The following is a 22,693-nucleotide window of genomic DNA, read 5'->3' on the forward strand; positions in this document are numbered from 1 at the left end:
GATGGCCGCCCGCCTGGCCGGCGAAGACATCGAACCGCAAGGCCCCATCGAAACCGAAGCGGCCCGACGTCTTCAAGACGAACTCAACCAAGACCCGGAGTAGTCACCAGGTAACCCAACACTCTCTAAGGCGTGTTTCGGAAGTGGGCTCGAGCGGCGGGGTCTGGGCCACGCCGCAGCCCGGCTCCACTTCTGAAACACGCCTTAGCTGTGTACGCCGGCCGAGGCCGCGGACTGCTCGATCAGGCGCGCCGCGTCCGGCTCGGGGACCGGGCGCGAGAAGTAGAAGCCCTGGCCCCGCTCGCAGCCCAGCTCGCGCAGCAGCGCCACCTGGTCGGCGGTCTCGACGCCCTCGGCGATGGTGCTCAGGCGCAGGCCGGCGGCCAGGTCGATGATGGCCTTGACCAGGGTGCGGGCGGCCGGGTCGGCGGTGTCGCCGGTCGGCATGAAGGACCGGTCGATCTTGATGTGGTCGATCGGGAGGTCGCGGAGGTAGGCCAGCGACGAGTAGCCGGTGCCGAAGTCGTCGACCGCCACCCGGACGCCGTGCGAGCGCAACATGCTCAGGTGGCTGATCGCCTGCTCGGTGACCGTGCCCGAGTTGACCAGGACGCCCTCGGTGATCTCCAGGATCAGGGCCTGCGGAGGCAGCCCCGAGGAGCGCAGCGCGTCCAGCACCATCGGGCCGAAATCGGGCTCGCGCAGCTGCCGCGGGGACACGTTGACCGAGACCACCGTCCCGTGCCGGCGATGCCAGCCGGCCACCACCCGGCACGACTCGCGCAGGATCCAGGCCCCGATCGGCACGATCAGGCCGCTGTCCTCGGAGACGCCGATGAACCGGTCCGGCGGCACCATCTTCTCCCCGGCCGGCTGCCACCGGATCAGCGCCTCGACGCCGGTGATCCGCTCGTCGGCCAGCCGGATGAGCGGCTGGAAGTAGACCAGGAACTCGTCGCGGGTGATCGCCTCGCGCAGCCGTTCGACGGTCCGCGTCGCCTCCAGCCGCTTCTCGCGCAGCTCCTGGTCGAAGAGCACGAACTGGTTGCGCCCGGCCTCCTTGGCCGCGTGCAGGGCGACGTACGCGTCCCGCAGGAGATCCGCCGCGGGCAGGCTCACGTCCAGCTCGCGCAGGCCGATGCTGACCGTGGCGAACAGCTCGTGGTCGTGGACCGGCAACGGGCGCCGCATCGCCAGGAGCACCCGCTCGGTGGTGGCCCAGGCGTCGGTCAGGGTGGCCCCCTCGAGCAGCACGGCGAACTCGTCGCTGTGCATGCGGGTCACCAGATGGGCGCCGAGCAGATCGCGCAGCCGCGCCGACACCTCGACCAGCAGGTCGTCGCCGACGGTGTGCCCGAACCGGTCGTTGACGTCCTTGAAGCCGTCCAGATCGAGCAGCACCAGCGCGCCCGGCCGGCCCGCGTCCAGGGCCTCGGTCAGCCGGTCGTGCAGCACGGAACGCCGGGGCAGGCCGGTCAGGACGTCGTGCGCGGAGCGGAACACCAGTTCCCGCTGCAGTTCCGCCTCGCTGTGCAGCGCCTTCTCGAGGTCGGCGGCCCGCTGGGCGGCGATCCGGTTGAGCTGGCGCATGCGCTGGATGACCAGGGCCGAGGTGAAGGCGGTGGCCACCATCGGGACCACCACGTCGAGGCTGCTCAGCGTGCCCGTCAAGCCCTCCCGGAGCAGGAAGAGGCCGGTGAGCACCGGCGTGGCCACCACGGTGCCGACGTAGACCCGGGTCGCGCCGTGCCGCCCCAGGCTGGCCTGGTTGGCCGGCAGCGGGACGGACCGTTTCATCGACGGGTGCAGGGCGGCCACCGCGAGCAGGCCGTTGCCGACCACCCACCCGACGATGCTCAGCGTGGTCGGGAAGCCGGCGCTGCTGCCGACGGTCAGGTAGGCCGTGTCGGCCACCAGCCGGGCCACGCACGAGCCGGAGACCAGCCAGTAGGACACCGAGCGGGAGTCGCTGAGCAGCAGCAGGCGGACCCCGAAGCCGAACAGCACCAGATCCAGGAACGGCTCCACCAACAGGTACGCCTGACTGTGGATGAGCCCGGTGTCGATGAGGGTCGGGTCGACGAACGCCATCCACCAGACGACCGCGACGCCGCACGTGATGATCGCGCTCTCGGTCAGGCCGAGCACCGCTGCTCCGGGCCGCCGGTGGTTGGGCAGCAGAGCGACACCGGCACAGAGGATCGGGTACGTGATGCCGTAGACGATGTTGATGGCGACCGGGCTGCCGGCCATCGACGTCGGCAGGAGCACCGAGACGATGACGTTGCCGGCCAGGGCCAGCCCGACCGAGGTGAAGATCAGCCACCAGGCCCGCGGGAACGGCGGCCGGTGCAGCCGCACCCCGGTGGCGATCGCGGCCAGGGCCAGGGCCGCGCTCCCGAGCATGAGCGTGGCCAGCCCGCCGAGCGTGGACACCACGAAGGCGAACGGGACGAGGAGGACGGCGACGGCCACACCCGCCCAGAGCAACCCCACCGCCCGCCCGCCGGGTGGCTGCGCCAACTCGTTCCCCACAGCATTACCGTTACATGCTGGGCCGTCCCGTGTGCCCCGAACGGACAGGCATCGACGGCTCAGCGGTTGGAACGCTCGCGGCGCACGGTGGCGCGTCGGCCGCGGATGGTGGCCTGGGAGAGCGCCTTGATGACCCGCTCGGCCGCCGAGTCCGGCACCTCGACCAACGAGAACCGCTCGGTGATCTGGATCGCGCCGATGTCGCGGGCGGGCAGGCCGGCCTCGCCGGCGATCGCGCCCACCAGGTCCTGCGGGCGCAGCCCGGCCCGGCGGCCGATGCCGACGAACAGGCGGGTCACGCCGGCGTCGGAGGGCCGCGACCGGCGGTCGCCGCGGGGCTCCCGGTCGCTGCGGGCCGGGGCCGGGGACGGGATCTCCTGCTCGTCGACGTCGCCGCCGGCCGCCTCGTGCAGCAGCTTGACCGCGGCCAGGGCGACGTTCTCGAGGTCGGCCTCGTCGGTCAGCGAGTCGATGACCACGCGGAAGCGCTGCAGGTCGTCGTCCTCCAGAGCCGCGTGCAGGGCGGCCCGGGTCAGCTCGAGCCGCCGGGCCCGCAGGTCGGTCACCGTGGGCAGGCGCTCGATCGGGATGCGGCGGCCGGTCAGTCGTTCGATCGCCTTGAGCATGCGCTGCTCGCGCGGCTCGACCAGGGTGATCGCGACGCCCTCGCGCCCGGCCCGGCCGACCCGGCCGATGCGGTGGACATATGCCTCCGGCGCGGACGGGACGTTGAAGTTGATCACGTGGGTGAGCTGTTCGACGTCGAGGCCGCGGGCGGCCACGTCGGTGGCCACCAGCAACTCGGTGCTGCCGCCGCGCAGCCGGCCCATCACCCGGTCACGCTGGTCCTGGCTCATGCCGCCGTGCAGGGCCTCGGCCCGGTAACCACGACCGTTGAGCGCCTCGGTGACCGAGTCGACCTCCTCGCGCGTCCGGCAGAAGACGATCGCCGCCGCGGGCGCCTCGACGTCGAGGATGCGGCCCAGGGCAGCCGCCTTGTGGGCGCGGGCCACCACATACGCGCTCTGGCGCACCAGCGGCAGCTCGCCGGCGGACGCGACCTCGCGGCCCATCTGGATGCGCACGGGATCGCGCAGGTGCCGGCGGGCGATGGCGTCGATCCGCGGCGGCATGGTCGCCGAGAAGAGCACGGTCTGCCGCTCGGCCGGCGTCTCGGCCAGGATCGCCTCGATGTCCTCGGCGAAGCCCATGTCGAGCATCTCGTCGGCCTCGTCGAGCACCACCGTGCGCACGTCGCCGAGGTGCAGCGTGCCGCGGCTGATGTGGTCGAGAACGCGGCCGGGCGTGCCGACCACGACCTGCACACCCCGCTGCAGCGCCTGCAGCTGCCGCCCGATCGGCTGTCCGCCGTAGACCGGCAGCACCCGCACGCCCAGGTCACGCCCGTAGCGGTGGACCGCCTGGGAGACCTGCTCGGCCAGCTCGCGGGTCGGCACCAGGGCCAGCGCCTGCGGGCCGCCCGTGCGGTCGGCGGTCAGCGACTGCAGGATGGGCAGCGCGAAGGCCGCCGTCTTGCCGGTGCCGGTGGCCGCCTGGCCCACCAGGTCGTGGCCGGCCAGCACCGGGGGGATGGCCTCGCGCTGGATCGGCGTGGGCTCCTCGTAGCCGAGGCTGACGAGCGCGCGCAGCAGCTCCGGTCGAAGCCCCAATCCCGCGAAGCCTGCCTCGGACTCGACCAGGTCTTCGTCCATGGCGTCTTCCATGGCAAGAAGGATACGAGCCGCACGCCGGAGCCCCTCGCGCGGCCTCGCTCAGCCGGCCGGCGTCCCGAACGCCGCCAGCGACACCGCCTGCCAGTCACGCCAGGTGTGCAGGCGATCCTCGTAGATCGTCTCGATCTCGGCCAGGACATCGCCGAGGATCAGCCGGCGCGGCGGGTCGGCGGCATCGACCAGCGCGAGGATCGCCGGCCCGGTGGCGGCCGGGTCGCCGACCCGGAAGGCCGGCGCCGTGGCCTCGCGGGTCCCGGCGTAGTCGGGCAGCTCGGCGCTGGTCCGCAGACCCCGCGACGCGAAGCCGGTGGCGAACGGGCCGGGCTCGACCAGGGTGACGTGCACGCCGAAGCCCTCGATCTCCTGGGTGAGGGCCTCCGTGAGACCTTCGACCGCCCACTTCGAGGCGTGATAGGCGCCGAAGCCGGGGTAGGCGCGGACGCCGCCCTCGCTGGTCACCTGGAGCAGGTGACCGGCGCCCTGGCGGCGCAGGACGGGCAGGACGGCCTGGGTCACCCAGACCGCACCGAAGAAGTTGGTCTCCATCTGCTGCCGCAGCTCGCGCTCGGTGACCTCCTCGACCATGCCGGTGTGGCCGTAGCCGGCGCTGTTGACGACGACGTCGAGGCGCCCGAAGCGCCGCACGGCGTTCTCGACGGCCGCGAAGACCTCTTCCCGATCGGTGACGTCGAGCTCCAGCGGCAGCACGGCCTCTCCGAAGCGCTCGACGAGGTCGTCCAGCGACGTGGTGTCGCGGGCGGTGGCGACCACCCGATCGCCGCGGTCGAGGGCGGCCCGCGCCCAGAGCCGGCCGAAGCCGCTGGAGGTGCCGGTGATGAACCAGATTTTGCTCATGCGATCGAGTCTGCGCGTGCGGCCGGCATGCCACCAGCGAATGATCGTCAGGGCAGGTATTCCGTGCTGGCATAGTGGCGGGATGAGCCTGGACGTTCATCCCCAGCTGCTGCGGGCGCTGCGGGCGGTCCTCGAGACCGGCTCGCTCACCGCCGCGTCCGAGCGGCTCGGCTTCACCCAGTCCGCGCTCTCCAAGCAGATCGCCTCGCTGGAGTCCGCGGCCGGCGTGCGGCTGCTGCGCCGCGGCCCGCGCGGGGTCGAGCCGACCGAGGCCGGCCACCGCCTGGCCGCCCGGGCTGCCGCCGTCCTGGATCAGCTCGACGCCGCCCAGCGCGAACTGGCCGACCTGGCCGCGCCGGTCGGTGGCCGGGTCGCGCTCGGCGGGTTCCCCACCACGGCCATGCGGCTTGTCCCGCGCACGATCGCCCGGCTCCGCGCCGACCACCCGTCGATCAGGATCGACTTCCTCGAGTCCTCGACCAACGTGCAGATCCGGCGGCTGCGCGCGGGCCGCCTCGACCTGGCGCTCCTGTCGTCCGGCGAGGGCCTGCCCGACTGGGACCTGACCGGCATCGAGGCCGAGCGGCTGCCGTCCGGCCCGCTCCTGCTGGCCGTGGGCAAGCAGCACCGGCTCGCCCGGACGGGCCGGGTCGCGGTGGCCGACCTGGCCGGCGAGGAGTGGATAGCCGGGCGCGGGGCGCGGGGCGAGCCGCAGTTCGGCGCCTGGCCGACGCTGCCCAGTCCCCGGGTGACGGCCGAGCTCGCCGACTGGTCGACCCGGCTCGGCTTCGTCGCCGCCGGGCTCGGGGTCACGACCGTGCCGAGCCTGGCCGCGGGCGCGCTGCCCGACGGTGTCGTCTGCGTCGAGGTCGACGATCCCCAGTGGACGGGCCGCCAGTTGCTGCTCGCGCGGGTCGGCACCCTCACCGGCCCGGCCCGGGCGGTCCGCTCCGCACTGATCCGCGAGGCCACGGCTTGACGGCCCCGCGTCCGCAAATGCCGTTCGCAGCCGCCTCGGTGCAGACCGTCGAGATCCCGGGTGCGATCGGGTGAGATCTTCTCAAGCACGGGTGCGAGCGGCCGATGGGAACGGCCGACCGTGGTGAGCCGTGAGAGAGGCGCGTCCGCATGCAACCCGAGCATGGCCCGCAGGCGTGGGGATCCCAGCCGACCTACCCCGCCCCGCCGGCTCAACCCCCGGCACCGCCGGCGTACTACAGCGGGCCGGGAGCACCGGCCCACCCGCCGCAGGCCGGCGGGGCCGGAGCGCCGCCCCCGCCGCCTCCGTGGATGGTGCAGTACCAGCCGAACGCGCCCGCCGCGCGCAAGCGGGGCGGCCCGCGCAAGGCGCTGGTCATCGGCGCGATCGCCGTGGTGGGGCTGCTCGGCGCGGGCACGGCCGGGGTCAACGCGTTCGCCAGGCACGAGGTGTGCTCGGCGTTGGAGGGTGATTCCACGCTGACCGGGTCGGCCGGTTCCGAGGCACCCACGGCGGGCCAGTTCGAGCAGGTCCGCCAGGGTGCCGACGAGATGCGCGGCTACAGTCGCATGCTGGTCCTCGACGGCGACCTCAGCGCGGCCGTCGACGGTCTGGCCGACGACGCCGACCAGCTCGTCGATGTGCTGTCGGCCAACGGGACCGGTTCGGTGGAACAGATCGCGGCCGGCGGCGGGATGGCCGAGCTGCTGACGCTGGCCGGTTCGATCAACAGCCACGCCCGCGCGGCCCAGCGCGCCTGCGACCTCCCGGTCACCGGCATCTTCAAGGATTGATCCGGGCGCCCGGCGCGCCTAGTTTCGAGGTATGCCTGGGCAGGGTTTCCGGCTCGATGCGGCGATCGCCGACGTGTACGGCGATCTGCGGCTGGCGCCCGTGCTGCGCCGGCTGCTGCGGCACAGCGGGCGGCTCACCGGGTCGGCCGCGGGCAGCATCTCGCTGGTCGACGCAGCTCGCGGGCACTATGTGAAGGCGGCCGAGATCGGCGCGCACTGCCGGCTCGGGCAGCGGTTCCCGCTCGACGAGGGCGCCACCGGCAAGGCGTTCGACCGGCGCCGGCCGGTGGTCATCCCGGACTACGGACGGCTGCGGGCCGGGCACCTGGCCGGCACCGATCCGGCCCGCCGGGGCGCCGCCGTGGCCGTGCCGATCTGGTGGCGCGGTGATGTGATCGCGGTGAACGTCGTCTTCGCACCGACCACCGACGACTTCCCGGCCGGCGCGGTGGACGACCTGGAGGCGCTGACCCAGACCGCGGCGGCCGCGATCGTCCTGTCGGGACGGCACGATCCGTCGCTCGGGGCGCTGATCGCCCGGCAGATCCCGGCCACGGTCACCGAGGCCGGCGCCGTCCGGCCGGTCTCCCCCGCGGTGGCCCGCCTCGCCACCGAGCTGGTCACCGCCGCGGCCCGGGCGGCCGTCGACGGTGCGCAGCAGCGGGTCGCCGTGGTCTATCGCGACGACGGCCTGCGGCTGCTCGTGCAGCAGGAGGGTGGTCTCCGTCCGGACGAGACGTTCCGGCGCGACGGTGTCACGGTCGAGGAGGTCCCGGGCTGGGGCGTCCTGGTGCGCGCCGAGCTCCCGTACGCGATGGAACCTCCGCCCTTCTCGCCGCGCGAGGCCGAGGTGCTGGCCCTGCTGCGGGAGGGCCTGACCGACCGCGAGATCGCCGCGCGCCTGGTCGTGTCGCCCAAGACGATCGAGAAGCACGTCGCCGCGGTGCTGCGCAAGACCGGGACGACCCGGCGCACGGCGGCCGTGGTGGTCGCGCTCGACAACGGGTGGATTCCCCCATACCGATGATCGGCGGCCCCGGCTTGACTGAGCCTCGTGCCCATCGTCGCCCTGAAGGACATCCTCGACCGCGCGCTCGCCGAGCGGTACGGGGTGGCCGCCATCAACATCATCAACGACCTCACCATCGAGGCCGTCGTCGCGGCCGCCGCCGAGGAGCGCGCGCCGGTCATCCTGCAGACCTCGGTCAAGACCGTCAAACAGTACGGCCGGGGGCAGCTGCACGGCATCGTCGAGGCACTGGTCGCCGACGCCGAGGTGCCGGTCACCCTGCATCTCGACCACTGTCCCGACCGGAGGGTGATCTCCGACTGCCTGGCCGGCGGGTGGAACTCCGTGCTGTTCGACGCGCACGAGCTCGACGTGGCCGAGAACCTGCGGCAGACGACCGAGGTGGTGGCCGAGGCCCGCCGGGCCGGCGCCCACGTCGAGGGCGAGATCGAGGGCATCCAGGGCGTCGAGGACGATCTCGGCTCGGACGACGCGCCGGCCGTGCGGAGCCTCGAGGTGGCGGTCGACTTCATCCGGCGGACCGGTGTCGACTGTTTCGCGCCGGCCATCGGCAACGCGCACGGACAGTACAAGCAGGCCCCGGTGCTGAACGCGCAGCGGATCAGCGATCTGGTGACCGCCACCGGCATCCCGATGGCCCTGCACGGCGGCACCGGATTGTCCGACGAGCAGTTCAGCGACCTGATCGCCCGCGGCTGCGCCAAGGTGAACATCTCGACCGCGCTCAAGGAGACGTTCATGAAGTCCGGGCTGGACTTCCTGCGGGAGACGGCCGAGCGCGACAAGTGGGATCCGCCGTCGCTGTTCCGGCATCAGCGGACGGCGGTGCTCGAGATGGCCCGGCGGCACATCCGGCTGTTCGGCGGATCGGGGCGGGCCTGGTGACCGCGCTGATCTTCGACTGCGACGGGGTGCTGGCCGACACCGAGCGGTACGGCCACCTGCCCGCGTTCAACGCCACCTTCGAGCGGTTCGGGTTGCCGGTGCGCTGGACCGAGCAGGAGTACGGCGAGAAGCTGCGGATCGGCGGCGGCAAGGAGCGGATGGCGAGCCTGTTCGACGATCCCGCCTTCGCCGCGGCGGCCGGCCCCGGGGACCGTACCGAAAAACTTGTGACCTGGCACCGGGCCAAGACGGCGGCGTTCCAGCAGCTGGTGGCGGCCGGGCAGGTCCCGACCAGGCCGGGCGTCTCCCGGATCATCCGCGACGCGCTGGCGGCCGGGTGGACGGTCGCGGTCGCGTCGACCTCGGCCGAGGAGTCCGTCCGCGCGGTGCTGGCCGGTGCCGCGGGCGAGGCCGCCGCCGGGATCCCGGTCTTCGCCGGTGACGTGGTGCCGGCCAAGAAGCCCGACCCGGCGATCTACCAGCTCACCGTGGCGGAGTTGGGGCTCGACCCGGCGGCCACGCTGGTCGTCGAGGACTCCCGCAACGGGCTGCTCGCCGCCACTCGGGCCGGGCTGAAGTGCCTGGTCACGGTCAACGGCTACACCCGCGACGAGGACTTCGGCGAGGCCGCCCTGGTCGTCTCGGAGCTGGGCGACGACGGCCGCCCGCCGATCGAGGTGCTGGCCGACCGGGCCGGGGTGCGTCCCGGTGCCTACCTGACGCTCGACGACCTGCGCGCCTGCTTGGGAGAGCCCACATGACGATGCGACAGACCGAGTTCGTCGTCCGGACCATCGCCGAGACGGCCATCGAGAACGAGAAGTACTTCGGCGACCTCGACTCGGTGGTCGGCGACGGCGACTTCGGCTACTCGCTGGCCCGGGGCTTCGAGAAGCTGCTGGAAGGCTGGGCCGACCTGGATCGTTCCAGCCCGGGCACGTTCCTCAAGAAGAGCGGCCTGGTGATCACCTCCCGTATCGGGGGCACGTCCGGTCCGATCTGGGGCACGGCGTTCCTGCGGGCCGGCACCGCGGCCGGCGACGCCACCGACCTCGACGGCGAGCGGGTGGTCGCCATGCTGCGGGCGGCGATCGAGGGCATCAAGGCGCGCGGGCAGTCCGATGTCGGGGACAAGACGCTGCTGGACGCGCTCGTGCCGATGACCGACGCGCTGGCCTCCGGGGGTCTTGCGGCGGCGGCCGTCGCGGCGCGCGAGGCGGCCGACGCCACCGCGGAGATGGTCGCCAAGCGCGGCCGGGCGGCGTACACGGGCGAGCGCAGCCGCGGCTCGGTCGACGCCGGGGCCATGGCGGTGGCGGTGCTTGTCGAACGGATCAACGAGACCTGGCCGAAGCAAGGAGACGCATCGTGAAGAAGTTCGTCAACGACCCCAAGAACTACGTGGCCGAGATGCTCGAGGGCGTCGCCCTGGCCAACCCCGGCACCCTGCGCTACGTCCCCGCCTACAACCTGATCATGCGGTCGGACGCGCCGGACGAGAACAAGGTGTCCATCGTGCAGGGGTCCGGCTCCGGGCACGAGCCGGCCCACGTGATGGCGGTGGGCAAGGGCATGCTCGACGCGGCCTGCCCCGGTGACGTGTTCGCCGCCCCGCCGATGGACTACGTCTACGAGACGGCGAAGCTGCTGTCCTCCCCCAAGGGCGTGCTGCTGCTGGTCAACAACTACACCGGCGACCGCATGGCGTTCGACATGGGCAAGGAGATGGCCGAGGCCGACGGCGTCCGGGCCGAGATCCTGACCATCAACGACGACGTCGCGGTGCAGGACTCGACGTACACCGTGGGCCGGCGCGGCGTGGCCGGCAACTTCTTCGTCATCAAGGCCGTGGGGGCCGCGTCCGAGCAGGGCGCCGAGCTCGACGAGGTGATCCGGATCGGGAAGAAGGTCAACGACGTCACCCGGACGATGGGGGTCGCGCTCACCGCCTGCACGCCACCGGCCAAGGGCTCCCCGCTGTTCGAGCTGGGCGCCGACGAGATGGAGTTCGGCGTCGGCATCCACGGCGAACCGGGCCGCGAGCGCCGCACCCTCAAGGACGCCGACGCGATCGTCGACGACCTGCTGGAAGCGGTGGTCACCGACCTGCCCTACACCAACGGCGACCGGGTGGCGCTCATGATCAACGGCCTCGGCGGCACCCCGATCAGCGAGCTCTACATCCTCTTCCGCCGGGCCCACCAGCGCCTGGCCGACCGCGGCATCACCGTCGGCCGGAGCTACGTCAACGAATACTGCACCTCGCTCGACATGGCCGGCGCCTCGCTGACGCTGGTCCGCCTGGACGACGAGATCGAGCGCCTGCTGAAAGCCCCCGCCGAGGCCGCCGTCCGCATCTTCTGATCGCCGCTGGACGTCGCCGGCTGACGCGGGACCGATGAACGGGACGAAAACTCCGAAAACCGCCCAACGGCGCCGGACTCTCACTAGCGTGGACGGCGACGGAGGGAAAGCACATGTCGACGACGGCCGGTCCTTCCTCGCCCCTGGTGCTGGTGGTGGACGACGATCCGGACTTTCAGGAGATGCTCACCCACACGCTGAAGAAGCGCGGGTTCCGGGTCCTGACCGCCCTGGACTCCGAGACCGCGATGGCGACGTGCCGCGAGCACGCCGGCGCCATCGACGCGATGCTCGCCGACCTCTCGCTGCCCGGTGACCTCACCGGTGGGCTCGCCCGGCGGGTGGCCGCGGAGTTCCCCGGCATCACCACCGTGTTCGTCACCGGCATCCCGCGCTACATCGCCCTCGGTTCGGGTCTGGTGCCGCCGGACGCGCCGTACCTGGAGAAGCCGGTCAGCCCGGATACGCTGGCCGGCCTCCTGCGCACCCTGCTCGCCCGCCGCGCCGCGCCGGGGTAGGCCGGCGGCAGCGATAGGGTCTCGTCCATGTCCGCGCCGCAGCCCGCCACGCTTCCCGATCCGGCCGGGGCCGGTGACGTCGACGACCTGGTCGAGCGGCTGCGCCGGCTCAAGGTGTGGGCGGGTGACCCCTCGTACGAGAAGATCAAGAACGAGGTGAACGCGGCCTGGACCGCCGACGGGCGGCCGGCCGGGGACCTGACGATCAAGTCGACGGTGGCCAACTGCTTCCAGCCCGGCCGGCGGCGGCTGAACACCGACCTCGTCCTCGCGGTGGTCGGGGTGCTCTGCCCGGACCCCGAATACGTGACGCGGTGGCGTCAGGCCCTGCGGGTGATCGCCGGTGGGACCGAGGCGGTCTCCCAGGCTCGGGTGCAGGACAAGCTTCCGCAGGATCTGATCGGCTTCACCGGGCGCGAGGACCAGATCGCCCAGGCCGTCCGCCGGGCCGCCGGAGCCGTCGTCATCACCGCCATCGAGGGCATGGCCGGCGTCGGCAAGACGCAGCTGGCCGTCCACGCCGGGCACCGGCTGCTCCGGGACCACTCGTTCGACCAGGTGCTGTTCGTCAACCTGCGCGGGTTCCACCCCGATCCGGCCCAGCCCCCGGCCGACCCGGCCGCCGTCCTCGACGGCTTCCTCCGGCTGCTCGGCCTGCCCGGCCACCAGGTTCCGCACGGCCTGGCCGCCCGGACCGCGGCCTACCGCGACCGGCTGGCCGGCGTGCGCGCCCTGGTGGTCCTCGACAACGCGGCGAACGCCGAGCAGGTGCGCCCCTTGCTGGCCGGCGGACCCGGCTGCCTCACCCTGATCACCAGCCGGCGCAGCCTCGACGAGCTCCCGTCGACGGACCGGATCGCAGTCGACGTGTTCACCGCCGACGAGGCGGTCGCCTTCCTGGCCGGTGCCCTGCCCGAGGTGCCCGCGGGCGCCGATCCCCAGGCCCTCGTCCGGATCGCCCGGCGCTGCGGCCACCTGCCGCTGGCCCTCAGCCTGATCGCCGGCCACATCCGGGCCGCCCCGGGCTGGACGCTCACCGACCACGCCGACCGGCTCGACGAGCGGCACGCCGACCGGCGTCTCGACTCCGGGGTGGAACTCGCGCTCACGCTGTCGTACCAGCACCTCTCCGCCGATCGGCAGCGGCTGCTGCGGCTGGCCGCGCTGCACCCGGGGCAGGATCTCGACTCGTACGCCGCGGCCGCCCTGGCCGGCACCGACCTGTCCGCGGCGGCCGCGGCGCTCGGCGATCTGGGCCGCGACCACCTGCTGCAGGAGACCGCACCGGGCCGCTACACGTTCCACGACCTGGTCCGGACCTTCGCCCAGGCCCGCGCGCACGACATCGACCCGCCCGCCGCACGCCGCGCCGCCCTCACCCGGCTCTTCGACCACTACCTGGCCACCGCCGCCGCCGCGATCAACGCCCTGCACCCGGCCGAGGCCCACCTGCACCCGGCGATCGGCCCGGCCGGCACCCCGGCCCCGGAGCTGACCGCCCCGGGCAGCGCGGTCGCCTGGCTCGACACCGAACGCCACACGCTGGTGGCCGTCGCCGTGCACACCGCCACCGACGGCTGGCCCACCCACACGACCCGGCTGTCCGGCGTCCTGTTCCGCTACCTCATCGGCCGGGGCCACCACAGCGAGGCGCTCACCGCGTACACGAGCGCCCACCGCGCCGCCCTCGGCCGCGAGGACCTGGCGGGCCAGTTCGCCGCCCTGACCAACCTCGGCATCTCGTATCTGTACGCCGAGCAGTACGACCTGGCCGGCGACCACCTGCGGCGGGCGCTGGACGGGTGGCGCCGGATCGGTGACACCCGCAGCCAGGGCCGGGCACTGTTCAGCCTGGCCGCCATCGAGGAGCGGGCCAGTCGCTTCGCGGCGTCGGCCGACCTGCTCCGCGAGTCCCTGGCCTGCTATCGGGCGGTCGGCGACGAGACCAACGTGACCAACGCCCTGGGCAGCCTGGCGATCGCCCTGGGCCGGCTGGGCCGCTCCGAGGAGGCCATGGACGCCGGCCTGCAGGCCCTGACCCAGGCCCGCCGGGTCGGGCACGAGCACGGCGAGGGTTACGCCCTCGACGTGCTGGCCAACATCGAGATGCAGGCCGGGCAGTACGAACCGGCCGGCGCGCACCTCCAGCAGGCACTGATCCTGCGCCGCCGGCTGCACAACCGCCTGGGCGAGGGCAGCGCGCTCGACAGCCTCGGCATGCTGCACACCCACCTGGGCGAGCTCGACGAGGCCGCCGGTCACTTCGAGGAGTCCCTGGCCCTCTTCCGCGAGATCGGCAGCCAGGAGGGCCAGTCCTTCTCGCTCAACGGCCTGGGCGAGGTGGCACACCGGGCCGGCCGGCACTCCGACGCCCTCACCCACCACACGGACGCTTACGCGATCGCGGCCGGCATCGAGAACCGCTACCAGCAGGCCCGCGCGGCCACCGGCCTGGGCCACGCCCACCTCGCGCTGGGCGAGGTGGGCGCGGCCCGCGTCCACTACAAGCAGGCCCTGACCCTCTACGAGGACCTGGGTGTCCCCGAGGCCGAGCAGGCCCGGACCCATCTGTCAGCCTGCCAGCGCGGTGGTGGCTGACGCCTGCCGGATTCGCCGGTGGTCGTCAGCCTCATCGATGAAGGTCCGCCGCACGCCGCACACTGCCTCGCAGCCGCCCGGTCGCGGACATCATGTCCATACTGAGCGGGTGAACGACTACTCATGGCCGGCCCACGGCGATCGCCTTGCCGAGCGGGCTGCCCAATGCTGGCCGGACACCCTGAGCACGCTGCCCATCGGCAGCAGGGTGACCGGTGAAGTGATCGGCCGCCGGCGCTTCGGAGTGTTTGTGCGCATCAACGAAGCTCCCGGCGCCATGGGCTTGGCCGAGCTGACCTCGATGCCGCGCGACGCGACGCTGCCTGCAGTCGGAACCGCCGTCCAAGGCACAGTGATCGAACACGCCGCACACAACCACCAAGTCAGGCTCCGCCTCCTCCCACGGTGAACGTCTGTGGACTCCGCATCCGTTGTCGGCCAGCTGCCACGCCGGTCCGACGTCGGTGGCCGAGCCGGTCTGCTGGGACAGGGCGGCCCCGGCCGTTTCGGCACCGAGGTCGTCGACCCGCGTCTGGGAGCCGTCGCGGGTGGCGGCCGGGTCGGCGCCCAGGCAGCCACCCCGGACGACGGACGGCCGGGACCCGCCCGGTCAGAGCCTCACCAGGTGGCGCCGTGACCGTGGTTGCGCGCCTGGTGCTCGTCGAGCGCGGTGGCGAAGGCCGTCCAGTCGCCCCGCTGGGCGTGCCCGAGCAGGATCCGGTGCTCGGCGATGGTCTGCCGCGGATCGCTGGAGATGCGGTCGGCGCTGCGCAGGATCGACAGGTACTGCCGGTCCTGCAACCGGTCGTAGATGGACAGCATCATGCTGTTGGCCGAGAGCTCGACGAAGGCTCGGTGGAACCGCATGGCGAGCACGGCGAACCCGGGCACGTCGCCCCCCAGCAGTGCCTGCTCCTGCTGGTCCAGGTTGTCGGCCAGGCGCGCGGCCAGCCCCTCGCGCTGAGCCGGCCCGGCCAGCCGGATGCCCGCGGACTCCAGGGCCTGCCGGGTCTCGGCCGATTCGCGCACCTCGTCGGCGGTCAGCTCCCGCACCAGGGCACCGCGCTGGGCATAGATGGTCACCCAGCCCTCGTCCTGCAGGCGGGTGAGCGCGGCCCGCACCGGGGTCCGGCTCATCGACAGGGTCGCGGCCAGCTCGTTCTCACTGAGCATGCGGCCCGGCGTCAGCTCGCCCCGCATGATGGCGGCCCGGATGTGCGCGTGGGCGCGGTCGGCGGCGCTGGACTTCTGCGCGACGCTCACAAGGTGCCTCCAGGGACGGTCGGGAACGCCGATAATCCTACTGACATCCAACTGGGATACAAGTAGGGTACGAGTTGCCACGCCGCCGACCATCAGGAGTAACCCCATGGATGCGCTCACTGACGAGGACCGGCACGCTCTCTACCGCCGTTCCCTGGTCGTGGTCGTCGTGTCGCAGGTCTTCGGTGGGGCCGGCCTGGCCGCCGGGGTCACCGTCGGGGGTCTGCTGGCTCAGGACATGCTGGGCAACGACAGCCTGGCCGGATTGCCGGCCGCCCTGTTCACCCTGGGGTCGGCGCTGGCCGCGTTCACCGTCGGGCGCCTCACCCAGCGCACCGGCCGGCGGGGCGGGCTGGCCGCCGGTTTCGCCGCCGGCTCGGTCGGCGCGGCCGGCATCGTGACGGCGGCCGTCGCCGACCGCCCGGCGCTGCTGTTCCTGTCGCTGTTCGTCTACGGCGCCGGCACCGCCACCAATCTGCAGGCCCGCTACGCCGGCACCGACCTGGCCCCGCCCGGCCGCCGCGCCACCGCGGTGTCGATCGCCCTGGTCTCCACCACCGCCGGGGCGGTCGCCGGGCCACTGTCGGTGAACCTGCTGGGTGAGCTGGCCACCTCGCTCGGCATTCCCGCCCTGGCCGGCCCGTTCCTGCTGGCCGCGGTCGCCTTCGCGGTGGCCGGGCTGGTCCTGTTCGTCTTCCTCCGGCCCGACCCCTACCTGGTCTCTCTGCGCCTGGCCCGCGCCGCGGCCCCGAGCGACCCGGCCCCAGCCCGCGGCCGGGTCAGTCCCGGCGTCGCCGTCGGCGCCACCGTCATGGTGCTGACCCAGGTGGCCATGGTCGCGATCATGACGATGACCCCGGTCCACATGCGGCACCACCAGCACGGGCTGGGCCAGGTCGGCTTCGTGATCAGCATGCACATCGCCGCCATGTTCCTGCCCTCGCTGCTGACCGGGCGCCTGGTCGACCGTCTCGGCAGCATGCCGATGGCCGTGACCGCGGCCGGCACCCTGCTCACGGCCGGGGTCGTCGCGGCCGTCTCCCCCGGTGACTCGCTGGCCGGCCTGACGCTCGCGCTGGTCCTGCTCGGCCTGGGCTGGAACTTCGGCCTGATCAGCGGCACTGCCTACATCGTCGACTCGACCGAGCCGGCGACCCGGGCGAAGACCCAGGGCACGGTCGACGTCCTCATCGCGCTGGCCGGCGCGGGCGGCGGCGCGGCGTCCGGCGTCATCAGCGACGCCGCCGGCTTCGCCACCCTGTCACTGGCCGGTGGCCTGCTCGCCGTGCTGCTGATCCCCGTGCTGGTCTGGCAGCGCACCACCCGGCCGTCCCCGGTGGCGACAGCCGGGGCGGGAAGCAGCCGCGGGCCTGTCGCGTAGCGGCGACTCCCGACCGCCGCTGATCACCGACGGCTGAGGCAGGGCTCGCCGGGCCGGCGAGCGGGAACCATCGAGTGCGCCGGATTCCTCTCGCGGGACAGCCCGCCTTTTCTTCCGGTGAACCGCTGCGGTGTTCGGGTCAGCCCGCCTGTCCCGCGACCGTGAGGTCTGGGAGCTTCGGAACAGACCCGTTCACCGAGGAGCCCTCACCCGCCAGAAAGGCCAACACATGCCGACAGTCACGACACCGGACGGAACCGAGATCTTCTTCAAGGACTGGGGCAGCGGGCAACCCGTCGTCTTCAGCCACGGCTGGCCCCTCACCGCGGACGCCTGGGACGGCTCCGCGAATTTCGTGGCGAGCCACGGGTTCCGGGCCATCGCTCACGACCGTCGCGGTGGTGGACGCTCGAGCCAGCCGTGGGAGGGCAACGACCTCGACCACTACGCCGACGACCTGGCCGCCGTCATCGAGCACCTCGACCTGCACGACATCATCCTGGTCGGGCATTCCACCGGCGGGGGCGAGGTCACCCGCTACGTCGGACGTCACGGCACCTCCCGGGTGGCCAAGATGGTTCTGCTCGGCGCCATCCCGCCGCTGATGCTCAAGACCCCGGCCAACCCGGAAGGGCTACCGATCGAGCCGTTCAACGAGATCCGCGAGTCCGTGCTCGCGGACCGGTCGCAGTACTACCGCGATCTGGCCTTTCCGTTCTACGGAGCCAACCGGCCGGGGTCGACAGTGAGTCAAGGGGCCCATGACGCGTTCTGGCTGATGTCCATGTCGGTCGGCATCAAGAGCGCCTACGACTGCGTCAAGGCGTTCTCCGAGACGGACCTCACGGAAGACCTCAAGAAGATCGACGTACCGACGCTGATCCTGCACGGTGACGACGACCAGATCGTGCCGATCCAGGCGTCGGCGCTGAAGTCCTCGAAGATCGTCGCCAACTCGACACTCAAGATCTACCCCGGCGCTCCGCACGGCCTCACCGGCGCCCACGAGCAGGAGTTCAACAAGGACCTGCTCGGCTTCATCACCAGCTGACACCGCGGCGGCGGGCGGCCGTCAGCGCGTGCTGGCCATGTACAGGCGGTTGCGGCCGGCCCGCTTGGCCGCGTAGAGCGCCGCGTCGGCCCGGGCCAGCAGGTCCTCGGCCGACTCGCTCCCGTTCCACTGGGCGGCGCCGGCCGAGAACGTCTGACCGAGTGGGGTGACCGCCTGCAGCCGCTCGATGATGCGGTCGGCGTCGGCCAGCCGGGAGTGGTCGAAGATCGCGCCGAACTCCTCACCGCCATAGCGGGCCAGCAGGTCCTCGGGGCGCAACTCGGCCCGCCAGGCCACCGCGGCGGCGGTCAGCAGCTCGTCGCCGCCCTGGTGACCGTGCTCGTCGTTGTACCGCTTGAAGTGATCGAGGTCGAGGATGGCCACGACGACCGGGGTGCCGTGGCGGCGGGCGGCGGCGATCCGGCGGGACAGCTCGACATCCCAGGCCCGCCGGTTGGGCAGCGTGGTGAGCGCGTCGATGTGGGCCACGGCGCTGAGCTGGCGGGCCTTGTCCTGCACCTCGCCGACCAGATCCACCATGCGCATCGCGAGCAGGGCGAACAGGACGATGCAGCCGACCCCGGCGGCCAGCCAGTCGACCTGCCCGTCCTGCAGGAGGCCCTGGGCGATGAGCAGGCCCGGTGCGCCCATGCAGGCCACGTTCACCAGCAGCACCCGGCCCGGGGACATGTCCGCCACCGGGCGCAGCGGCCGGCCGGTGAGGACGCGCATCGACGGATGCAGGGCCGCGCCGGCCATCAGGAACCCGGACAGCGAGGTGAGGAAGCCCAGATGCCGGGGTGGGTCGACGGCGAAGATCAACGGCAGCAGGGTGGCCAGGTGCGACACGGTCTGCAGCAGCAACGAGACGCAGATCTGCCAGAACGCCGTGTTGCGCAGGCCCCGGGAGGTGAAGAAGCGGATCAGCACACCGAGCAGCAGGACGTCGCCGAACGGGAAGAGCGCCGAGAGCGCGTCGCCGGGCAGGTCCCGGTCGAGCCGCAACAGCGGGGTGATCACCAGCAACCAGCAGGCCAGCGCGAGCCCCACGCTGATCATCGCCGTGTCGAGCAGTCCCGCGCGGTCCTGCCGCCAGGAGGTTCCCCGGACGATCAGGAGCAGGGCCAGCGCCTCCACCGGGTAGACGGCCAGGAACATCGCGAACGCGGCCGTGTGGGCACCGGTGGACCAGAGGCCGAAGCCGACCACCATGATCAGGCCGACCGAGGCCAGCAGGAACCACGGCCACCGCGGTCGTGGCCGGTTCAGCACCACCCCGGTCACGATGCCGGCGCCGAACAGCACCGGCATGGCCGTGGCCAGCAGGCCGCCCGCGGTGCCGGCCGGGTCGGTGACCAACTGACCGGCACAGAACGACACGGCCGCGACGAGCCAGCCCCGCCAGACACGGGTCAGCCGGGACTGCCGCCCGATGTCGAGCGCTGCCCCCTCGTCCGGTTCAGCGGCGCGGAAGACCGCCGCGTCGACCGGCTGCCGTCCGCCGTCGCGGTCCAGCACGGAGTGCCCCACCTGCGGTCCTCCCTGATCGCGTCGCCGCCTTACCCATCGGCAGGTCGCGGCGGCTCGTGAGCCGCCCGCTCGGCGATCGCCCGGCCCAGCTCGGCCGTGGTGCCCTTGCCGTGCAGGTCGGGGGTCAGGGGCGCCTCGGCCGGACCGCGTGCCAGCACGTCCTCGATGGCGCCGAGCAGGTGGGCGGCGGCCTCGGGATGGCCCAGGTGCTCGAGCATCATCGAGCCGCACCAGATCTGGCCGATCGGGTTGGCTATGCCCTGGCCGGCGATGTCGGGGGCGGAGCCGTGGACCGGCTCGAAGAGGCTGGGGTGCTCACGTTCCGGGTTGATGTTGGCGCTGGGGGCGATGCCCAGGGTGCCGGTGCAGGCGGGGCCGAGGTCGGAGAGGATGTCGCCGAACAGGTTGCTGGCCACCACCACGTCGAAGCGGTCGGGGTGCAGCACGAACAGGGCGGCCAGCGCGTCGATGTGGAACTTGTCGACGCGTACGCCGGGGAACTGCGAAGCCATGGCCGCGACCCGCTCGTCCCAGTAGGGCATGGTGATCGAGATGCCGTTGCTCTTGGTGGCCGAGGTCAGGTGGTGGGCCGGGCGGCGGGCCGCCTGCTCGTACGCGAAACGCAGCACCCGGTCGATGCCGACCCGCGTCATCACCGTCTCCTGCATCACCGTCTCGCGCTCGGTGCCCTCGAAGATCCGGCCACCGATGCTGGAGTACTCGCCCTCGGTGTTCTCGCGGACGACCACGAAGTCGATGTCGCCGGGCTCCCGGCCGGCCAGCGGGCCCCGCACGCCGGGCATCAGCCGGCAGGGGCGCAGGTTGACGTACTGTTCGAAGGTGCGCCGGAACTGCAGCAGGCTGCCCCACAGCGACACGTGGTCGGGCACCACCTCGGGCCAGCCGACCGCGCCGAAGTAGATGGCGTCGTACGCCCGCAGGGTCTCCTCCCAATCGGGCGGCAGCATCGTGCCGTGCCGCTGCCAGTAGCTCGCGCTGGCGAAGTCGAAACTGTCGAACGCCAGCTGGATGCCGAATCTCCCGGCGGTCGCTTCCAGGGCTTCGAGCCCGGCCGGTACGACCTCCTGGCCGATGCCGTCGCCGGGGATCACGGCGATGCGGTGGGTGGTCACGGTGCCTCCCTCAGTGCGGCGAGTCCGCCCTGGGCGTCGTCGAGCGCGATCCGCTCGGCGGCTGTGGAGTCACCGGCCCGCAGGGCGCGGATCAGGGCGCGGTGGCTGGTGTAGCGCTCCAGGCCGAACGTATCGTCCTTGGCCACCCGGCGCAGCAGGAGCTCGCGGCGGCGGGGGCGGCTGAAGACGCGGCTCTGCTCCAGCATGCGGACCAGCACCGGGTTGTGTGCGCAGGCGCTGACGGTGTCGTTGAACTCCTGCATCGTGTCGAGAAGGTCGGTCAGGTGCCGCTCGGTCGGCTGATCCTGCCGGCGCCGCTCCTTGAGGAGAATCAGCAGGTCGTCGGCCCGGTCGAGGATGGCGTCGAGGGCGTCGAGCTGGCCCGGGGTGGCGTGCCGGGCGGCGAAGCGGGCGACCAGTCCGCGCAGCCCGACCTCGACCTCGGCCAGGTCGTCGATGGCCGCGTCGCGGATGGCCGCGACCAGCACCGTCCGCGGTCCGATCCGCTCGATGAGCCCGTCGAGCTCGAGCCGGCGCAGCGCCTCACGGACGGGGGTGGGACTGATCGCGAGCCGCTCGGCCATGCCGCGCTCGGTCACCTTCTGCCCCGGCGCGAGCTCGCCGGTGGCGATGGCGGTGCGGACATGACGGTACGCCTGGTCGGCCAGCGTCTCGGCAGCGTTCATGACGGCACCTTACCGTATGCTGTGGCTAACTCAATTTGCAACTGTTGACAGTTTTGCTACAGCAAAATAGCGTGACGCCGGACACATGGAGGCGACATGGCCGAAATGAAAAACCGGAAGATCACCTTCTTCATCGCTCTGACGCTGTTCGCGCAGGAGTCGACCTGGAACTTCTACGACAACCAGGTGCCGGTCCTGCTGCGGGAGCACGTCACCAGCGCGGCGCTGGTCGGCGCGCTGATGGGCATGGACAACCTGCTGGGCATCTTCATCCAGCCCTGGATCGGCCACCGGTCCGACAACACCCGCACCCGGTGGGGCCGGCGAATCCCCTATCTCGCGGTCGGCATGCCCCTGGCGGCGCTGCTGTTCGTGTTCCTGCCCTGGACCACGTCGGCGGCGATGCTGATCGCCGTGATGGTCGGCTACGCGCTGGTCGCCAACACCATGCGCCCGCTGGCCGAGTCGCTGGTCCCGGACTTCATCGCGCCCGGGCGCCGCAGCCGGGCCAACGCGGTGGTCAAGATCGCGGCGGCGCTGACCATCATCGTGGCCTCACTGATCAGCCTGCTCGTGGTCGACGACCACCCCCGCGCGTCGTTCGCCATTCCGGCCGCGATCCTGCTCATCGTCACCGCGGTCATCGTCGTGAAGGTGCGTGACAGCCGCTCGCCGGCCTATCAGGAGGCCCTGGCCGAGGACGCGACCGCCGGGCCGGGTGCGGCCCGGGTGCCGTTCCGGCAGGTGATCACCGAGTTGGTCACCGATCCCGACCGGCGCCGCCTGCTCCTGCTGCTCACCGTGATGCTCTTCGGCGGGGCCTGGTTCGCGTCGCGGTCGCTCATCACCCCGTACGGGATGGAGGCGCTCGGCCTGACCCGGGGCGAGGCGGGCGGGCTCACCCTGCCCAGCGGCATCGCCTACGTGATCGCCGCCTACCCGGTCGCGCTGCTGGCCGAGCGCTTCGGCCGGCTCAGGACCATGGCTGCCGGCATGGCCGTCTTCGCGGCGGCGATGGCCGCCGGCTCGGTGGTGCAGACCGCCACCGCCACGGTCGTCGTGTTCTGTGTGGCGGCGGTCGGCGCGGCCGCCTTCCTGATCAACGCCGCGGTCGTGCTGTGGAACCTGGCCCCGTCGAGCCGGGTGCTCGGCACCTACACCGGCCTGTACGCGGTGACCTGGTATCTGGGCGGCTTCGGCGGCCCGGCGCTGGTCGGCGGCGTGGTCGACCTGGCCGGCTGGAGAACGATGCTGTTCGACATCGCCGTCCTGGCCGTGCTGGCCATCCTCGTCGTCGTCCGCCTCGGCCGGCTCCAGAGCCGAGCCGAGACCCCGATCCTGAAGTGAAGAGGCCCCCT

At 72.4% G+C, this 22,693-nt stretch carries 20 protein-coding genes; 13 read left to right on the forward strand and 7 right to left on the reverse strand.

What is annotated here, in order from left to right:
- Nucleotides 1-204 precede the first annotated feature (204 nt).
- From NAG42_RS45175 to NAG42_RS34925, 3 genes are read right to left on the reverse strand one after another with little or no spacing between them, the layout of a single operon-like run.
- Nucleotides 205-2,535, reverse strand: coding sequence for a putative bifunctional diguanylate cyclase/phosphodiesterase (locus NAG42_RS45175; protein ID WP_250036318.1), 2,331 nt, complete (start codon nt 2,533-2,535; stop codon nt 205-207).
- A 59-nt stretch (nt 2,536-2,594) separates the two neighbouring features.
- The gene (locus NAG42_RS34920) at nt 2,595-4,259 is read right to left on the reverse strand and encodes a DEAD/DEAH box helicase (RefSeq protein ID WP_250036319.1); all 1,665 of its coding nucleotides are present in this window, start codon (nt 4,257-4,259) and stop codon (nt 2,595-2,597) included.
- Nucleotides 4,260-4,307: 48 nt separating this feature from the next.
- Nucleotides 4,308-5,123: an SDR family NAD(P)-dependent oxidoreductase gene (locus tag NAG42_RS34925; protein WP_250036320.1), complete on the reverse strand. Its 816-nt coding sequence runs from the start codon at nt 5,121-5,123 to the stop codon at nt 4,308-4,310.
- A gap of 82 nt (nt 5,124-5,205) precedes the next feature.
- On the opposite strand from NAG42_RS34925, the gene NAG42_RS34930 reads away from it, so the two are divergent.
- From NAG42_RS34930 to NAG42_RS34975, 10 genes are all read left to right on the forward strand, one after another.
- Nucleotides 5,206-6,102: a LysR family transcriptional regulator gene (locus tag NAG42_RS34930; protein WP_250036321.1), complete on the forward strand. Its 897-nt coding sequence runs from the start codon at nt 5,206-5,208 to the stop codon at nt 6,100-6,102.
- Nucleotides 6,103-6,251: 149 nt separating this feature from the next.
- Nucleotides 6,252-6,896 (forward strand): hypothetical protein, encoded by a 645-nt coding sequence (locus tag NAG42_RS34935; protein ID WP_250036322.1) that lies wholly within the window; start codon nt 6,252-6,254, stop codon nt 6,894-6,896.
- A 31-nt stretch (nt 6,897-6,927) separates the two neighbouring features.
- Nucleotides 6,928-7,923 carry a LuxR C-terminal-related transcriptional regulator gene (locus tag NAG42_RS34940; RefSeq protein ID WP_250036323.1) on the forward strand — a complete coding sequence of 332 codons (996 nt, stop codon included), beginning with the start codon at nt 6,928-6,930 and terminating at the stop codon, nt 7,921-7,923.
- A gap of 27 nt (nt 7,924-7,950) precedes the next feature.
- Nucleotides 7,951-8,811, forward strand: coding sequence for a class II fructose-bisphosphate aldolase (locus tag NAG42_RS34945; RefSeq protein ID WP_250036324.1), 861 nt, complete (start codon nt 7,951-7,953; stop codon nt 8,809-8,811).
- A complete protein-coding gene (locus NAG42_RS34950) occupies nt 8,808-9,572 on the forward strand; it encodes an HAD-IA family hydrolase (protein ID WP_250036325.1) in 765 nt (254 codons plus the stop codon). Before NAG42_RS34945 ends, NAG42_RS34950 begins: the two co-directional genes overlap by 4 nt.
- On the forward strand, nt 9,569-10,183 hold the full coding sequence (gene dhaL, locus NAG42_RS34955) for a dihydroxyacetone kinase subunit DhaL (RefSeq protein ID WP_250036326.1): 615 nt from the start codon (nt 9,569-9,571) through the stop codon (nt 10,181-10,183). Before NAG42_RS34950 ends, dhaL begins: the two co-directional genes overlap by 4 nt.
- Nucleotides 10,180-11,175, forward strand: a complete 996-nt coding sequence (gene dhaK / locus NAG42_RS34960; protein ID WP_250036327.1) for a dihydroxyacetone kinase subunit DhaK — start codon at nt 10,180-10,182, stop codon at nt 11,173-11,175. The genes dhaL and dhaK overlap by 4 nt, the downstream gene beginning before the upstream one ends.
- Nucleotides 11,176-11,288: 113 nt before the next feature.
- Complete coding sequence (locus NAG42_RS34965; protein ID WP_250036328.1) at nt 11,289-11,693, forward strand: response regulator; 405 nt, start codon at nt 11,289-11,291, stop codon at nt 11,691-11,693.
- Between the two features lie 27 nt (nt 11,694-11,720).
- A complete protein-coding gene (locus tag NAG42_RS34970) occupies nt 11,721-14,291 on the forward strand; it encodes an ATP-binding protein (protein WP_250036329.1) in 2,571 nt (856 codons plus the stop codon).
- 109 nt (nt 14,292-14,400) lie between these two features.
- Nucleotides 14,401-14,700 (forward strand): S1 domain-containing protein, encoded by a 300-nt coding sequence (locus tag NAG42_RS34975; RefSeq protein ID WP_250036330.1) that lies wholly within the window; start codon nt 14,401-14,403, stop codon nt 14,698-14,700.
- Nucleotides 14,701-14,909: 209 nt separating this feature from the next.
- Here the strand turns inward: NAG42_RS34975 and NAG42_RS34980 are convergent, their stop codons facing one another.
- Nucleotides 14,910-15,554 carry a GntR family transcriptional regulator gene (locus NAG42_RS34980; protein WP_250036331.1) on the reverse strand — a complete coding sequence of 215 codons (645 nt, stop codon included), beginning with the start codon at nt 15,552-15,554 and terminating at the stop codon, nt 14,910-14,912.
- A 106-nt stretch (nt 15,555-15,660) separates the two neighbouring features.
- On the opposite strand from NAG42_RS34980, the gene NAG42_RS34985 reads away from it, so the two are divergent.
- Together NAG42_RS34985 and NAG42_RS34990 are read left to right on the forward strand one after the other, a co-directional pair.
- A complete protein-coding gene (locus NAG42_RS34985) occupies nt 15,661-16,935 on the forward strand; it encodes an MFS transporter (protein ID WP_250036332.1) in 1,275 nt (424 codons plus the stop codon).
- A gap of 229 nt (nt 16,936-17,164) precedes the next feature.
- A complete protein-coding gene (locus NAG42_RS34990; protein ID WP_250036333.1) occupies nt 17,165-17,986 on the forward strand; it encodes an alpha/beta fold hydrolase in 822 nt (273 codons plus the stop codon).
- A gap of 21 nt (nt 17,987-18,007) precedes the next feature.
- Here NAG42_RS34990 and NAG42_RS45180 read toward each other — a convergent pair whose 3' ends face one another.
- Genes NAG42_RS45180 through NAG42_RS35005 form a run of 3 tightly spaced genes read right to left on the reverse strand, consistent with a single transcriptional unit; the run spans nt 18,008 to nt 21,335 of the window.
- Complete coding sequence (locus NAG42_RS45180) at nt 18,008-19,516, reverse strand: GGDEF domain-containing protein (RefSeq protein ID WP_250036334.1); 1,509 nt, start codon at nt 19,514-19,516, stop codon at nt 18,008-18,010.
- 29 nt (nt 19,517-19,545) lie between these two features.
- On the reverse strand, nt 19,546-20,649 hold the full coding sequence (locus NAG42_RS35000; RefSeq protein WP_250036335.1) for a tartrate dehydrogenase: 1,104 nt from the start codon (nt 20,647-20,649) through the stop codon (nt 19,546-19,548).
- On the reverse strand, nt 20,646-21,335 hold the full coding sequence (locus NAG42_RS35005) for a GntR family transcriptional regulator (RefSeq protein WP_250036336.1): 690 nt from the start codon (nt 21,333-21,335) through the stop codon (nt 20,646-20,648). The genes NAG42_RS35000 and NAG42_RS35005 overlap by 4 nt, the downstream gene beginning before the upstream one ends.
- A 96-nt stretch (nt 21,336-21,431) precedes the next feature.
- Here NAG42_RS35005 and NAG42_RS35010 point away from each other — a divergent pair, with 96 nt between their 5' ends.
- Nucleotides 21,432-22,682 carry an MFS transporter gene (locus NAG42_RS35010; RefSeq protein WP_250036337.1) on the forward strand — a complete coding sequence of 417 codons (1,251 nt, stop codon included), beginning with the start codon at nt 21,432-21,434 and terminating at the stop codon, nt 22,680-22,682.
- The last annotated feature ends 11 nt before the right edge of the window (nt 22,683-22,693 follow it).

The sequence above is a fragment of the Paractinoplanes maris genome, assembly GCF_023544465.1.
GTDB lineage: Bacteria > Actinomycetota > Actinomycetes > Mycobacteriales > Micromonosporaceae > Actinoplanes > Actinoplanes maris.